Origin of the sequence: Streptomyces albipurpureus (assembly GCF_023701525.1) — a bacterium.
Taxonomy (GTDB): domain Bacteria; phylum Actinomycetota; class Actinomycetes; order Streptomycetales; family Streptomycetaceae; genus Streptomyces; species Streptomyces albipurpureus.
Map to the genome: position 1 here is coordinate 27,721 of NZ_JAMQAW010000008.1, position 14,554 is coordinate 42,274.

8 protein-coding genes, 2 tRNA genes and 1 pseudogene are annotated in these 14,554 nt (G+C 68.8%); 9 read left to right on the forward strand and 2 right to left on the reverse strand.

Annotated elements, in window-relative coordinates; translation table 11 throughout:
* Nucleotides 1-405: 405 nt before the first annotated feature.
* The 4 genes from NBG84_RS09230 (at nucleotide 406) to NBG84_RS09245 (ending at nucleotide 1,271) form a co-directional block, all read left to right on the forward strand.
* Nucleotides 406-478, forward strand: a tRNA-Ala gene (locus NBG84_RS09230).
* 142 nt (nucleotides 479-620) lie between these two features.
* The gene (locus NBG84_RS09235) at nucleotides 621-785 is read left to right on the forward strand and encodes a hypothetical protein (RefSeq protein WP_250918832.1); all 165 of its coding nucleotides are present in this window, start codon (nucleotides 621-623) and stop codon (nucleotides 783-785) included.
* Nucleotides 786-788: 3 nt separating this feature from the next.
* On the forward strand, nucleotides 789-1,022 hold the full coding sequence (locus NBG84_RS09240; RefSeq protein ID WP_250918833.1) for a hypothetical protein: 234 nt from the start codon (nucleotides 789-791) through the stop codon (nucleotides 1,020-1,022).
* Between the two features lie 176 nt (nucleotides 1,023-1,198).
* Nucleotides 1,199-1,271, forward strand: a tRNA-Ala gene (locus NBG84_RS09245).
* A gap of 170 nt (nucleotides 1,272-1,441) precedes the next feature.
* Here the strand turns inward: NBG84_RS09245 and NBG84_RS09250 are convergent.
* Both NBG84_RS09250 and NBG84_RS09255 read right to left on the reverse strand, forming a co-directional pair.
* A complete protein-coding gene (locus tag NBG84_RS09250) occupies nucleotides 1,442-3,028 on the reverse strand; it encodes a ferredoxin (protein ID WP_250918834.1) in 1,587 nt (528 codons plus the stop codon).
* On the reverse strand, nucleotides 3,025-4,593 hold the full coding sequence (locus NBG84_RS09255) for a ferric reductase-like transmembrane domain-containing protein (RefSeq protein ID WP_250918835.1): 1,569 nt from the start codon (nucleotides 4,591-4,593) through the stop codon (nucleotides 3,025-3,027). Before NBG84_RS09255 ends, NBG84_RS09250 begins: the two co-directional genes overlap by 4 nt.
* A gap of 709 nt (nucleotides 4,594-5,302) precedes the next feature.
* Here NBG84_RS09255 and leuS point away from each other — a divergent pair.
* The 5 genes and pseudogenes from leuS to NBG84_RS09280 all read left to right on the forward strand — a co-directional run.
* Nucleotides 5,303-8,176: a leucine--tRNA ligase gene (gene leuS, locus NBG84_RS09260; RefSeq protein WP_250918836.1), complete on the forward strand. Its 2,874-nt coding sequence runs from the start codon at nucleotides 5,303-5,305 to the stop codon at nucleotides 8,174-8,176.
* A gap of 228 nt (nucleotides 8,177-8,404) precedes the next feature.
* Nucleotides 8,405-9,205: a hypothetical protein gene (locus NBG84_RS09265; protein ID WP_250918837.1), complete on the forward strand. Its 801-nt coding sequence runs from the start codon at nucleotides 8,405-8,407 to the stop codon at nucleotides 9,203-9,205.
* 245 nt (nucleotides 9,206-9,450) lie between these two features.
* Entirely contained in the window at nucleotides 9,451-10,296 is an 846-nt protein-coding gene (locus tag NBG84_RS09270; RefSeq protein WP_250918838.1) for a DegV family protein, read from the forward strand.
* A gap of 1,229 nt (nucleotides 10,297-11,525) precedes the next feature.
* Nucleotides 11,526-12,353, forward strand: a complete 828-nt coding sequence (locus tag NBG84_RS09275) for a ComEA family DNA-binding protein (RefSeq protein WP_425608598.1) — start codon at nucleotides 11,526-11,528, stop codon at nucleotides 12,351-12,353.
* Nucleotides 12,353-14,554, forward strand: a pseudogene (locus tag NBG84_RS09280) (ComEC/Rec2 family competence protein); the annotation flags it as partial. The gene NBG84_RS09275 and the pseudogene NBG84_RS09280, both read left to right, overlap by 1 nt.

A 14,554-nucleotide genomic window follows, 5' to 3' on the forward strand; every position in this document is an offset into this window, starting at 1 on the left:
CAGCTCAGCAGGCCAGCTCAGCGACACAGCCCAGCGAGGTAACCCGGTGAGGCAGCCCAGTGACACGGCCCAGTGACACAGCAGGAGTGCCGCGGTAGCCGTGCCTGGCAGCTGTGTCCGTGCCGCGCACGATCGGTTGCCCGCGCGGCATCCACCCCTCGGAGCAGCCGGTCCCCGGGTTCCGGCACCGGGGTCACCCGGGTCCGCACAGGTGGTGGAAAAGGCCGGGCAGGTGATCATCCAGAGGACCGTGGCCTGCCTCCGCGGACGCTGGCGGACCCGTCCCCACCACCCCCGTGACCTGGCAGCGAGGCTGCTACCGGGCCCCTACCTCCGGATTTCGCTTTCCGGTAGGTCGCAGGCTAAAGTTCTACTTGTTCGCAGCGCCGAGCGCGAAGAACACGCGGGGCTATAGCTCAGTTGGTAGAGCGCCTGCATGGCATGCAGGAGGTCAGGAGTTCAATTCTCCTTAGCTCCACAATCGAGATCCCGTCCCTCCAGGGGGGCGGGATCTCGCGTTTCCCGTCACCTTCCTGTCAACGCCACCGTCCCTCTCACGTGGTCATGGCAGAATCGGACGGCCGGAGTGGACACCGGCCGGTACGGGGAGGTTGAGAGTGATGTCCGCCAGCAGGAGCGAGGAGACCGATGATCTGCTTGCCACAGCGGACACCCATGTACCCCTCAGCTGCCCATCCTGCGAATCGGCGCATGTCGCCCAGGTGCTCGGCGACAACGGCGGAGTCTCTTACGTGTGCACGTCCTGCGGCCACAGCTGGAGCTGAGTGATGGGAGCGCACAGGCGGAAATGTGACTGGTGCGGCAGTGGTACGCCGATCGTGCGGGACATGGACCCGGTCAACCCCGAGTTCCAGTACTGGTGCGAGGAGTGTGCCCGGGCGCTGATCATAAAGGGCGACCCCATCGAGACCTATCGAGAACTTGAGGGCGAGCCCATCTACGGCCGGCTGCTGGACGAGCACTGCGCGCTGAAGCGCTTCTACTCCTTCGCGACCGCCTGACCCGTCTTCTGGCCCATCGGTTCAACTCCGGGTGCGCTCGGCCCGGACCCGGGTCTGAGGACCTGCCGGCACCCCGTTCCGTACGGCGGGGAAAGGATTTGGTGAAGAGCCCCGGTCAGCGTTAATGTTGTCGACGTCACCACGGAGGGAACCTTCACCGGGGCGGCATCTCGCAAGGGGCTATAGCTCAGTTGGTAGAGCGCCTGCATGGCATGCAGGAGGTCAGGAGTTCAATTCTCCTTAGCTCCACAAGAAGATCCTTTGGAAGATCCCGTCAGGTCAGCCGACCGGGCGGGATCTTCTGCTGTTCGGTGGTTGTCCCCCGTCAGCGACAGCGGGCCGACCGTGGAAGGACGGTGGGGTCCACCCTGGTGAACCCCACCACTCCTACCCGTTCGCCCAGTGGTCCGGGACGCTCGTCAACTACGACCGCTGCCCAGTTCCCTGCGGCGCGAGACCGGCAACCCCGGACGGGCCGCTGACGCCGGGATCACCGTCTGCTCCATCCGCATCGCCAGGGCCGGACATCGTCGTACGGCACGCTGTGCGCGCCCCTGCATATGTGTGGGCACCACCGCGTCAGCCACGGATGGATAGCCATCGGGATTGATCCGGATCAACTCCGGGATGATGTCGGCGCAGAGGCCGTGCCCCTGGCAGAGGGTCCAGTCGATCAGGACCTTCTCACCGCTGGGAATTGACTCTTCCGCCTCCTGGTAGCCGGGCAGCGGTAGCGGCAGCACACCGGTTGTCTCCCGGCCGCACCCCCCGTAGAGAACGTGTGCCGCCAGATCGTCGGTGAACGCGGACAGCGTCGAGGCGAAGAATCGCGCCGAGCCATCGGGGTGCTTGCACGCCCCTCGGCCCTTCACGGCCTGGGTGACCTCGCGCAGGGCCTCCAGGGCTGCCGGTCCGCCGCCGTTGATGACGTCAGCCAGCCCACCCGCGGCAGCGGGTAGGCCCAACTTGCAGGGACCGCACTGCCCGGCCGTCTCGGCGGCGAGCCAGTTCGCGACCCGCAGGGCTTCACCCAGAGGACATGTCTCCGGGCCGATCGGCAGGATGGCACCCGCGCCGAGCGAACCCCCCACGGCGGACAGCGACTCCCGTGAGACGACCGCCTCTTGTACCGCGGCGGCGTCAATCCAGTTCCCGTGGTAACCGCCGGTCAGCACCCCCTGGGGAAGTGGGGGAGCGCCCGCCAGTTGGAGTACGTACCGCAGCGGTACGCCGGTGGGAACCTCGACCACCATGGGCCGCAGCACGGCGCCGGAGATCGTCAGCATCACCGTGCCCGGCTCCGAGCCCGCGCCGGTGTTGCTGTAGCGGCGGGCGCCGATCCGGGCTGCGACGGCGAGTTGTGCGAAGGTCTCGGCGTTCGACAGCAGGGTGGGCGCGCCGCCGACGCCACTGTCCGAGGCACGGACTCGACGGCCAGGTGGCAGCGCCGGGCCGCCGTTGACCGCACGGATGACCGAGGACGCCTCCCCGGAGACCATGCGCTCTGGCGTACGGACGATTCGCGCGCGCATCCGCTGGCCACGCCGGTCGGAGAGGCCGCGCTCGGCGAGGGCGGCCCGCATGGATATCTCCGTGGAGTTGCGGGTCACTGCCACGACCAGGGTTCGCGCACCCACCGCCTCGGCTGCCAGTAGCGCGCCGTCCAGGATGAGATGCGGCGCACGGTTGAGCAGCACGGTGTCCTTACGGCAGGCGGGTTCGCCCTCGCTACCGTTGACGACGATGACGGGCCGCACCCCACGCCGGATGGCTGACTTGGCCACGGCCCGGAGTTTCTGTCCGAAGGGGAAGCCTGCCCCACCGCGACCGCGCAGGGATATCTCCTCGGCGAGCTGTGCCAGCCGCTCTCCGGTCATCGGCTCCAGTGGGCCGTGGACCTTGAGGTGCATCTGGAGGTCGAGCCGCTCGACGAGGTCGAACCCCTGGGTCAATTGGGGTAGGCCGACGACACGAACCTCAGGGACATCGGGGAGGGGGGTGTTCAAGGTCGCTCTCCTGCGGGCGCGTTCCAGGGCTCTCCGGCCGGGGGCGGAAAGAAGGGGCCCGGCATGGCTTCTGTGCTGTCGTACGAGGCCGCGTAGCCGGGTGCGTAGGAACCAGCCGGACCCGCCGCATAGGAACCGGGCGTCGCGGATTCGTAAGAGGCTGATTCGTAGGAACCGGCGTGGAACATCTCGTACGAGCTGACGAAGGGCGCTTCGTACGGGGGAGGGCTGGCCGGGGGAGGCGCGGGGAACGCCGGGGTCGAGGGCCGGGAGAAGGCGTCGAACGGGGGGGCCGCGGCGCCCGGAGGCGGCGGGTAGAACCCCGTTCCCGGGGCGCTGGACCCGTATCCGGCAGGTTCGTAGGGCGGCGCGGGGGTGGTCGGCCGGGGAGGTGCGGTCGGGGTGGAGGGGAAGGCGTGTGCGGGCGGCGGAGGTGACGGTGCCCGCCATTCGCCGGGGGCCTGCCCACTCTCCGTCACGACCGGGAGCTCCTCGGTCATCGGAACTCGCTCGGCCAGCGGAACGGAGGACTCACCCGCGAGGGAGACCGCGTGGTAGGCGGCCGCGATCCCGGCGCCCATCCCCGCGCCCACCTGGCCGCCTGGAACGCCGTAGCCGGCACCGACGGGGGGGTCGGCGGCCGGTCGCGGAGGGATCTCGTAGAGCTGGGGGGAGGGTGGTGCGATGCGGGCCTGCCGACGTCGGCGGCCGACTGCGTCGCGGTCCGTAGCGCTCGCTCCGTACGGTCGCTGGGAGGGAATGCCGTTCATCCACTCAAGCCCGACCTGAGTGGATTCGTCAGTGTCGCGGAGCGGCGCTGGGGCCCGCTCCCGCAGGGGCGTTTCGATGGTGGGGGGGACGCCGCTGCCACGGCCGGTCAGGGCGAGGATCTTGTCGCAGATCATGCGCCGGACCGGTCGAGGCAGCAATCGTATGGAGAGCGCGCCTGCGACGCTCACCAGCGCGAGGGAGTACATCACCACCACCCAGGGCGCTGCCGGGCGACCGGCGAAGAGGCCGTGCAGCACGGCGAAACACCAGGCGGGGTAGGCCAGCATGTGGAGTGCTCGCCAGCGGCCCGCGACCTTGATGTTGCCCGCGAGGGCGCTGCGCAGCACACCGGTGGCGGCCGCCATCACCATCAGGAGCCCGGCCAGCGAGCCGAAGCCGATCAACCCGGCCGTGCCGGTGATGCCGAGTCCGAACGGAATCAACGCTCCGATCACATCGACATGCCCGAGCGACACCTTCACCGTCGCGTGGAGAAGCAGGAAACCGAGGGCGGCTGCCGCGGTGGCGCGGTGGATGGCCTGTGCGAGAAGCCGGTGCCGCGGGGAAAGCAGAAGCCGGTCGGTCGCGATCAGGCCCCAGGCGATCGAGGCCGTCAGAGCCACCAGGGCCAGGACTCCCGTGGTGAAGTCGAGTGTTGCGCGAAAACTCTCGCTGCCACCGATGGCGAGAAGAGGAATGAGCACGAATGCCGCGACGGTCAGGCCGCCTTGCACGGGGCGACCGAGTCCGGCACTCGGGGCGGGCGATGAACGACTCTTGCGATGAGGCTTCATGGGGCAACTCCGAGGGTGCGGGAAATGCGGTCCCGTTGAGGAATGCTAAGTCGCCCCCTGGCGGGCGGAACGACGTTTCGGGGTTTAGAGGGGGGAACCGCGCCGACCGGATGCTGAGGTTGCCCCGGATAGGGTTGATATGCGCGTCCAGCAGGGAGAGTTGGGATCACGGGAGCTGTTCCCGGACTGAGGCCGGTGACCTGCACCGAGTCGCTGTTCTGGTCTCTGGGGTACAGGTCGGCGTCCATGCGTTTTGATACGGAGTTCGCCCGAGGTTGTCTCGATGGCGAGAGCGGGACGCGATTTTTCCGGTCCTTACCACCCACCATTCCCGGGCGGGTCTTCCCCTCTCGGCGGCATCGGTTTTACCGTTGACCCCTGCGCCATCCGCATTACCGACCGACCCGGCCGCCGCATTCCTCGCGGCGCCTTCCCGCTTGCGTTCGCAGCCCGCGCGGTGCGGCCGGCTCCCGGCCCGTGCACTACGGGGAGTAAACCCGCCGCGCTTCCGGATCGCCCGCTGCGGTACTCTGACGGTATGCGTGCCGTACGCCTTCTGCTTAGCGAGCCGCGCTGATCAGTCCCGACGGATGAAAAGGTCCGGTCGGAATCGGCGCGGCTCCCCCTCCTGTGTGAGGGGTCCTTTTGTTTGCGGGCAATGCCCATTCCGAACCGCTGCGCAGAGACGATCGATGGAGCCTTAAGGATCATGAGCGAGACGAATTCTGCTGCCTCTGCCGCCTCCGCTGCCGAGGTGGCCGCACCGCACCGATACACGGCTGCCATGGCCGCTGACATCGAGGCACGCTGGCAGGACTTCTGGGACGCCGACGGCACGTATGAGGCGCCCAACCCGAGCGGTGACCTGGCCGGGGACCCCGCCCTGGTGGACAGGCCCAAGAAGTTCATCATGGACATGTTCCCGTACCCCTCCGGTGCGGGTCTGCACGTCGGACACCCGCTGGGATACATCGCCACCGACGTCTTCGCCCGCCACCAGCGCATGACCGGTCACAATGTGCTGCACACCCTGGGCTTCGACGCCTTCGGGCTGCCCGCTGAGCAGCACGCGGTGGCCACCGGAACCCACCCGCGGGTGTCGACCGAGTCCGCCATGGACAACATGAAGCGGCAGCTGCGCAGGCTGGGTCTGGGCCATGACCAGCGACGATCGATCGCGACGATCGACCCGGAGTACTACAAGTGGACCCAGTGGATCTTTCTGCAGATCTTTAACTCCTGGTACGACGCAGCGGCGCAGCAGGCCCGTCCGATCGCGGAGCTGGTGGCGCAGTTCGAGTCCGGTGAGCGCGCGGTCCCTGGTTCCGAGCTGCCCTGGAGCGAGCTGAGCGCCATCGAGCGCGCTGACGTTCTGGGCGGATACCGGATGGCCTACACCTCCGACGCCCCCGTCAACTGGTGCCCGGGCCTGGGCACCGTACTGGCGAACGAGGAAGTCACCGCCGACGGCCGGTCCGAGCGTGGCAACTTCCCCGTCTTCAAGGCCAAGCTGCGCCAGTGGAACATGCGGATCACCGCGTACGCCGACCGGCTGCTGAACGATCTGGACGCACTGGACTGGCCCGAGGCCATCAAGTTGCAACAGCGCAACTGGATCGGTCGTTCTGAGGGCGCGCGGGTCGGATTCGCCATCGAGGGGCGCGACGACGCCCAGGTCACGGTCTTCACCACCCGTCCCGACACGTTGTTCGGCGCCACTTACATGGTGCTGGCCCCCGAGCACGGGTTGATCGACTCGATCCTGCCCGCCGAGTGGCCGCAGAGCACCAAAGAGGCGTGGACCGGTGGGGCGGCGACTCCCGCTGATGCCGTGTCCGCGTACCGCAAGCAGGCGCAGACGAAGAGCGACGTCGAGCGGCAGACCGAACACAAGGACAAGACCGGTGTCTTCACCGGTGCGTACGCCGTCAACCCGGTCACCGGGACGCGCATCCCGGTCTTCGTGGCCGACTATGTGCTGATGGGGTACGGCACCGGCGCGATCATGGCCGTTCCCGGCCAGGATGAGCGGGACTGGGAGTTCGCCGAGGCGTTCGGGCTGCCGATCATCCGTACCGTAGCGCCGCCGCAGGGCTGGGAGGGCGAGGCGTTCACCGGGCAGGGGCCTGCGATCAACTCCTCGAACGAGGAGATCTCGCTGGACGGCCTGGAGGTCGCCGAGGCGAAGGCGCGCATCACCGAATGGCTGACCGCACGCGGAATCGGCGAGGGCACGGTCAACTTCCGGCTGCGGGACTGGCTGTTCAGCCGTCAGCGCTACTGGGGCGAGCCCTTCCCGATCGTCTACGACGAGGAGGGTGTGGCGCACTCGCTGCCGGACTCCATGCTGCCGCTGGAGCTGCCCGAGGTCGATGACTACTCGCCGCGCACGTTCGACCCCGAGGACGCCGACACCCAGCCCGAGACCCCGCTGTCGCGTAACGCGGAATGGGTCAATGTCACGCTGGACCTGGGCGACGGCCCGCGCAAGTACCGCCGGGAGACCAACACCATGCCCAACTGGGCTGGTTCCTGCTGGTACGAGCTGCGCTATCTGGACCCCCACAACAGCGAGCAGCTGGTCGCCCCCGACATCGAGCGGTACTGGATGGGACCCCGCGAGGGCATGCCGCACGGGGGCGTCGATCTGTATGTGGGTGGCGCCGAGCATGCGGTACTGCACCTGCTGTACGCGCGCTTCTGGTCCAAGGTCCTGTTTGACCTGGGGCACATCTCGTCCCCGGAGCCGTTCCACAAGCTGTTCAACCAGGGCATGATCCAGGCGTATGTCTACCGGGACGGCCGGGGCTTCCCGGTGCCGGCCGCCGAGATCGAGGAGCGCGACGGCAAGTTCTTCCACGAGGGCGAGCCGGTCAAGCGCGAGCTGGGCAAGATGGGCAAGTCCCTGAAGAACGCCGTCACCCCGGACGAGATCGCCGCGGAGTACGGCGCTGACACGCTGCGGCTGTACGAGATGGCGATGGGCCCCCTGGACGTGTCCCGGCCGTGGGACACCCGGGCTGTGGTCGGTCAGTACCGGCTGCTGCAACGGCTGTGGCGCAATGTGGTGGATGAGGCAACCGGCGAGATCACCGTTGTCGACGATGAGCCCGACGAGGCCACGCTGCGGGCACTGCACAAGGCCATCGACGGCGCCGGGGCGGACATGGCCGCCCTGCGCTTCAACACCGCGATCGCCAAGATCACCGAGCTGAACAACCATTTGACCAAGGCCGGCGGCCCGCTGTCGAGGAGCGTGGCCGAGCGGCTGGTGCTGCTGGTGGCCCCGCTGGCCCCGCATATCGCCGAAGAACTGTGGCGGAAGCTGGGCCACAGCGAATCGGTGGTTCATCAGGACTTCCCCGTCGCCGACCCCACCTATGTGGTCGACGAGGCCGTGACCTGCGTGGTTCAGATCAAGGGCAAGGTCAAGGCGAGGCTGGAGGTCTCGCCGTCGATCTCGGACACGGAGCTGGAGGCGCTGGCGCTGGGCGACGCGGCTGTCGTGGCCGCGCTGGCCGGCGCGGGTATCCGCAAGGTCATCGTGAGGGCTCCGAAGCTGGTCAACATCGTCCCCGAGTAGTTTCGACCGCTCCGACGGAACTGTCCGCAACCGTGATGCTCCACGGGGTTGCGCGGGCAGACCCCGGTGGGTGTCAAGGCGGTTGCCGCGACCCACTCGGGGCCGCTTGGGGTTTCCCCTACGGGCAGGTTGAGGGTTCCGATGGAACCCTTGGCCTGCCTGCGGCGTTTACGGTGGGAGGAGCACGACTACGGTGGACGCAGGACAACCGACGGCGAAGGGGCGCCCATGGAAAGCGCGATTTTGATACTGGCGCTGCTCTTTGTCGCTTTTGTGGCGCTCGGGGTCTATGCGACGGTGAAAGCCGTTCGCGTGGCCAAGCGCGGCGTTGAGCGCACGGTCACCCAAGCCCGTCGTACGGTCGAGGACACCACCCTGCGGGCCAAGAGTTTCGGCCAGGTCGGGGTCGCCGGTGAGTTGGCACAGCTGCGGCTGAAGCTGCGCACCTCCATGCGAGCCACCCAGGACGCGTTGAACGCGGGAGTGGCAGAGGACGCATCGCTCTCCGAATCCATCAGCCTCTTTGAGCGGCTCAGTGTCCATGGACGTGAGCTGGACGATGAGCTGAGGAGCCTGGAGCGGGATCCGGACCGGGCGACGCTCAGTGCCCGGTTGCCCGAACTGCGGGAGCGCATGGAGCGGATCACACACTCGGCGGAGTCGCTTCGCTGGGCGGCGAGGGACCGGGCACGGCAGTTCGCCGAGGACGATCTGGATGTGCTCAGCGGTCAGATCGACATGGAGGCGGGAGCGCTGCGCCACTGGTCGGACCCGGCGCCCCAGCCCGGCGCCACGAGCGCCGAGGAGTCGCGGGAGACATCGTGGCCCCCAGCGGGAGATGGCCGGACGGTCGCCGATCAGTCCTGGTCCGATGCGGAAACCGGCGCGACCCACAGCGATACGGCTCGACAGCCGGGCCAGCCGGGGGAGCCCCGCCCCGAGCAGCAGCCCCAGGCGATCACCGCACCCGACCCCCGGCAGAACAGCTACCCGTGGCAGAAGTCCGCGCGGCCCGAGACGACCAACTGAGGTGCCCCGTAGGGGGACCTGGGTGTGGCGGCCTTCCGCTGGTGTGCTGACAGATGGGGTTCGCGGGTGTTCTCCGGAGGCTTTGGGGCAACCGGGTGGGCATGTGGCAGAGCCGTGGGACGTGGGGGGCGTCAGCTTGCGTGGTGTGACCCTGCCCATGCGGATCGGATGGCGCACGGTGGGATCGCCAGGACCTATGGCGACCGGGCTGCCGTTTGCCAGCCTTGAACGGTAACCTCCCGCTCATGTCCCGCCATGTCGCGATCGTCACCGATTCAACGGCCTACCTGCCGCAGCCGGCGATGCACCGCCATGGCATCGTGGCGGTGCCCCTGACCGTTGTTCTCGGCGACCAGGCGCTGGAGGAGGGCACGGAGATCTCCGCCCGTTCGCTGGCCCTCGCCCTCCAGAAACGGCGCCCGGTGACCACCTCGCGACCCAGTCCCCAGACCTTCGCGGAGACTTATCGGACGAGCGCCGAGGCGGGAGCGACCGGCATCGTCTCGCTCCATCTGTCGTCCGAGTTCTCGGGTACCTACGATGCCGCTGTGCTGGCGGCCAAGGACGCTCCGGTACCGGTGCGTGTGGTGGACACCGGCATGGTCGCGATGGCCCTGGGGTTCTGTGCGCTCGCTGCCGCGCAAACCGCCGAGGGCGGTGGCACGCTGGATGAAGCGGTGGCCGCGGCCGAGAAGCGGGCCGAGGGCACCGCGGCCTTCTTCTATGTGGACACCCTCGACTACTTGCGCCGCGGTGGCCGCATCGGTGCTGCTCAGGCACTGCTGGGCTCGGCGCTCGCGGTGAAGCCCCTACTGCAACTGGACGGTGGGCGAATCGAGTTGTTGGAGAAGGTGCGCACGGCGTCCAAGGCGATCGCTCGGCTGGAGGAGATCGCCGTGGCGGAGGCAGCAGGAAAGGCGGTGGATATCGCTGTCCACCATCTGGCCGCTCCTGAACGGGCCGCGGCCTTGGCCGAGCGGTTGCGGGAGCGGGTACCTGGGTTGGTCGATCTCCATGTCAGCGAGGTCGGCGCGGTTATCGGGGCGCATACGGGGCCAGGACTGCTGGGTGCCGTGATCTCACCGCGCTGAGGCCGCCCGAGTTGGGCTCCTCATGGCCCTCGCGAGGGGTGCCTTGGGGTGGCGGGCGGTGGTGCTTGCTCGATCGTCTCGACATGGTCGCTGCTGGGCTGGCTGGGTCCTACTGGGCTGGCTGGGATCGCTGCTTTCGTGGGGAACTCGTCGTCCGGGCTCCCTGTTCTCGGCGGGCTCCGTGTTTTCGGCGGGCAGGGCTCAAGGGCGCGAGGGGCCGATGGCTTGCGGTGGGTCCAGGGGGCGTGGCTGAACTTGGACGGCCGGGTTTGGCGTCGTTCGCCAGCAGAGGCGGCTGGGCTACCAGAGCGGTCGGAACTCACCGGGGGCTGGCGCGGGAGGATGGCAGGAGCGGGGCTGCCGGGGCTGGTGGGATTGTTCGGAACTACCGGGACTGGCAGGGCTTCGGCGGGCTTGCCCATCTCGGTCGAGCTTGAGCTGGACATGAGAGAGCCGCTGACCTTGGGGTCCTTGGTGTCTACATGGCCCAAGAGATTCGATGGGGATCACTGAGGTCCTTGTGGGTGACTTGGTTATCCACAATGCAGCGGTTTTCCACTGCAATTGAGGCCATTCAGCAGAGTCGACCGAGGTTGTCTAGCGTCCCATGCATGGATCTTCGATCACGTTCCGCAACCAGCGGGCCGGGCCGTGGCCCGGCATCGGACGGTCGCGCCCGTACTCGGCGTGGCACCGGTCCGACCTTCGGTTCCCGTTTCCGCTCCCGTCGGCGTTCTGCACCCGGCATGGGGCTCAACATTGACTCCGCTCCGGTCCCAGGAGCCAGCTCCAGGCCTGACCCCAGGTCGCGGCCCGGTCGGGAGCGAGGCGGGGGCCGCGCTCTTCGAATCTCTTCGATGCGTGCGACGAGGCCCACCGCGTTGGCTGCTTCGACCACAACCGCCCGTCGAAGAGCGGTCACCCCGTTTGATTCGCCGTCGGACGAAAGCCTCACCGGCCCACCCGCTCCCGGCGCGACGCACCATGGCGCCGGGCGTACGGTCAGGCGAAGCGACCCGGAACCCGGGGCGCGGGCTGCCCCGCCACAACAAGGCCCCTGCCGGTCCGGCGCTTACGGACGGGAACCCTCCGCCCCAGGGCGGACGCCCAGCGCAGCATGGGCTTCCGCCCTGGGCGCCCCAGGCCTCGCCTCCGGCGAGGACAGCGGAGGGCGCTCGGGGCTGACCCCAAGGACTCGCATGGGTCCACCGCAAGCACCCTCCGTGTCCATGCAGTTAGAGCCGCAGCCGATGGCCCGCCCGCCCCAGGCATCGGAATCAGAGCACCAACCCGCCTCCACAACCTCCCCAGCCCGATGGCGGATCGGCGTTGCCCTCCGGGAGCGACTGCCGCTCTGGGTGCAACTGCGCTGTGGACTCGAACCGAGAGCGCTGGCCGCGCTGGTGGTTGTCCTTCTGGTGGCGGCAGGCTTCGCCGGGCACCACTTCTGGGGCGGGCGCCCAGCGGCTGTGCCCGCCCCAGAGCTCCTCCGAGACAGCACGGCGGCAGCACAGGCACCCGCACCCGCACCGGGATCACCAACGGGTCCTGGCTCGCCGGCGGTCGGACGCATCGTCGTCGATGTCTCAGGCAAGGTGCGACGACCGGGTGTATTGAGACTGCCCGCGGGCTCCCGCGTCGCCGATGCCCTGACGGCCGCGGGCGGTGTGAAGGCGGACGCCGATACGACGGGTCTCAACCGGGCGCGAGTGCTGATCGATGGTGAGCAGGTCGTGGTGGGGGTTCCCCTGCCACCCCTCATGACTGGCGCGCCTCCGAGAACCGGCTACCCGGCTGGGCCTGGCCTTGACGCACCTGCCGGAGGCCGGAGCGGCGGTTCCGATGCCCGTGGTGCACAGATCAGCGGGGTGCTCAGCCTGAATGCGGCCACCGAGGACGATTTGGACACCCTGCCCGGTGTCGGCCCGGTCCTGGCCCAACACATCGTTGACTACCGCACCGAGAACGGGGGCTTCCGCTCGGTTGACCAGTTGCGCGAGGTCGATGGCATCGGCGATCGGCGGTTCGCCGACCTCGAGCCGTTGGTACGGCCGTGATGCGGCACGGGAGCCACTCCGGAGCGGGCCGCCAGCGGGGGGACGCTCATCCCCGCCAGGAGAGTCCCGTGGACCTACGGCTGGTGATTCCCGCCCTCGCGGCATGGGGAGCTGCCGCGCTCGCGGTGGGCGTTCCGGGATGGGCGACCCTCGTTGGCGTCACACTCTGCCTCGCTCTGGCAGTGCTGCTGCTGGCACCGGTGGCGATCCGCGTCGCAAGGGGTACCCGGCGACCGAGAACCAGCGCTGCCCCCATAACGCCCCAGGACCGAGCAGGCGGTACGGGCGGGCGTTGGCGATTGAGTGCTACCGCACTCGCCGCGGTCCTCCTGTGCGCGGCGGCGGGCGCGACCGCGGCAGGACTGCACAGCGCCGATCAACGGCGCGGTCCACTACCCCTGTTGGCTGCGGCGCATCAGCACGCCACAGTCGAGTTGACGGTCGAGGCCGACCCCAAGCTCACCCGTCCCCGCACACCGGGCGACTCATGGGCCTCAAGGGCCTTGCTCATCGATGCCGAGTCGACCGCAGTCACCTCGTCCGACGGAGTGATCACACGGACCAGGAATCCCGTCCTGGTGGTCGTACGACCTGGGCTGTCCGCAGCCGTCCTGGCACGCTGGCAGGGACTGCTCCCCTCCACCCGCCTGCGGCTGCCCGGCCAGCTTGCGCCACCGCTGGACGGCGACCACCGCTATGCCGCTGTGCTGAGGGTGAGGGGAGCCGATCCACACATCGTCGGAGGGCCTACTGCACTCCAGCGCATGGCCGGGGATCTGAGGGCTGGACTACGTGAGGCCTCCGACCCACTCGCCTCGGACCCCCGAGCCCTCCTGCCGGGATTCATCGTCGGTGACACCACGAGGGTCACCCCCGATCTGCAATCCGCCTTCGAGGCGACCGACCTCACGCATCTCCTCGCGGTCTCCGGCAGCAACCTCAGCGTCGTCCTCATCCTGCTGATCGGACCGCCCGGGCGGGCACTGCTCGCCGAGCGAGGGGGACTCGCACCCCGGCTCGGCATCACCTTGCGCGGGACGGCCCTGCTGGGAGGCGCGCTGACACTCGCCTTCGTCATCGTCTGCCGGCCAGAGCCAAGCGTGCTGCGGGCCGCCGCCTGCGGAGCCATCGTCCTGCTGGCGATCGGTACCGGACGGCGTCGGTCGCTCATCCCCGCGCTGGCCGCCGCAGTCCTGCTGCTCGTCCTCTACGACCCCCGACTGGCACGAAACTACGGCTTTCTGCTCTCGGTGCTCGCCACCGGGTCGCTGCTCACCATCGCCCCCGGCTGGAGTGCGGCACTTCAGCGTCGAGGCGTACCGCCGAGGTTCGCAGAGGCGCTCGCCGCTGCCGCCGCTGCTCAGGCCGTCTGTGCTCCGGTGGTAGCGGTCTTCGCCGGCCGGGTGAGTCTGGTCGCGGTGCCCTGCAATCTCTTCGCCGAACTCGCGATCGCCCCAGCCACAGTCCTTGGCTTCGCGGCCCTCGCGACTGCGCCGATGGCCATGCCGCTTGCCGAGTCGCTCGCCAGGGTGGCGGGCTGGCCGACCGGCTGGATCGCCTCCGTCGCCCGCATCGGTGCCTCGCTGCCCGGAGCACAGATGAAGTGGCAGGAAGGGTGGTGGGGCGGGCTGCTGCTTACGGCGGTCACCGCCCTCGTTGTGCTCATTCTCCGCAGGTTGCGGCACCATCCATGGACGGCAGCCGTTCTCGCCGGGCTGCTGGTGATCGCTGTGCTCCGCCCGGTTCCCCTCGCCAGGCTGCTCACCGGATGGCCACCGTCCGGTTGGACGGTCGCCCTCTGCGATGTGGGGCAGGGAGATGCCATGGTGCTGGCGGCTGGTGCTGGGAGGGCTGTGGTCGTCGATGTGGGGCCCGACCCCGAACCGGTCGACCGTTGTCTCCGCGATCTTGGGATCACCAGCATCCCCCTGGTTCTCCTGACGCACTTTCACGCGGACCACGTTCGCGGGCTGCCCGGCGTGCTCCAGGGCAGAACGGTGGGTGCGGTGCAGACAACCGCGCTGGAAGAACCTCCGGAACAGAGCGCCTTCGTCCGAGCCGTGGCATCAAGGGCTCAAGTGCCCTTGATCCGAGCCCGCATGGGCGAACGGAGAAAGGTCGGGCGGCTTGCCTGGCAAGTGCTCTGGCCCCGTTTGAGGGGACCCTCAGAGGGAGTGGGCGCTGCCCGACCCGGTCGGGGC

Coding starts and splice junctions, on each gene's coding strand:
- NBG84_RS09235 (WP_250918832.1), top strand. CDS start 621: ATGTCCGCCAGCAGGAGCGAGGAGACCGATGATCTGCTTGCCACAGCG.
- NBG84_RS09240 (WP_250918833.1), top strand. CDS start 789: ATGGGAGCGCACAGGCGGAAATGTGACTGGTGCGGCAGTGGTACGCCG.
- NBG84_RS09255 (WP_250918835.1), bottom strand. CDS start 4,593: ATGAAGCCTCATCGCAAGAGTCGTTCATCGCCCGCCCCGAGTGCCGGA.
- leuS (WP_250918836.1), top strand. CDS start 5,303: ATGAGCGAGACGAATTCTGCTGCCTCTGCCGCCTCCGCTGCCGAGGTG.
- NBG84_RS09265 (WP_250918837.1), top strand. CDS start 8,405: ATGGAAAGCGCGATTTTGATACTGGCGCTGCTCTTTGTCGCTTTTGTG.
- NBG84_RS09270 (WP_250918838.1), top strand. CDS start 9,451: ATGTCCCGCCATGTCGCGATCGTCACCGATTCAACGGCCTACCTGCCG.
- NBG84_RS09275 (WP_425608598.1), top strand. CDS start 11,526: ATGCAGTTAGAGCCGCAGCCGATGGCCCGCCCGCCCCAGGCATCGGAA.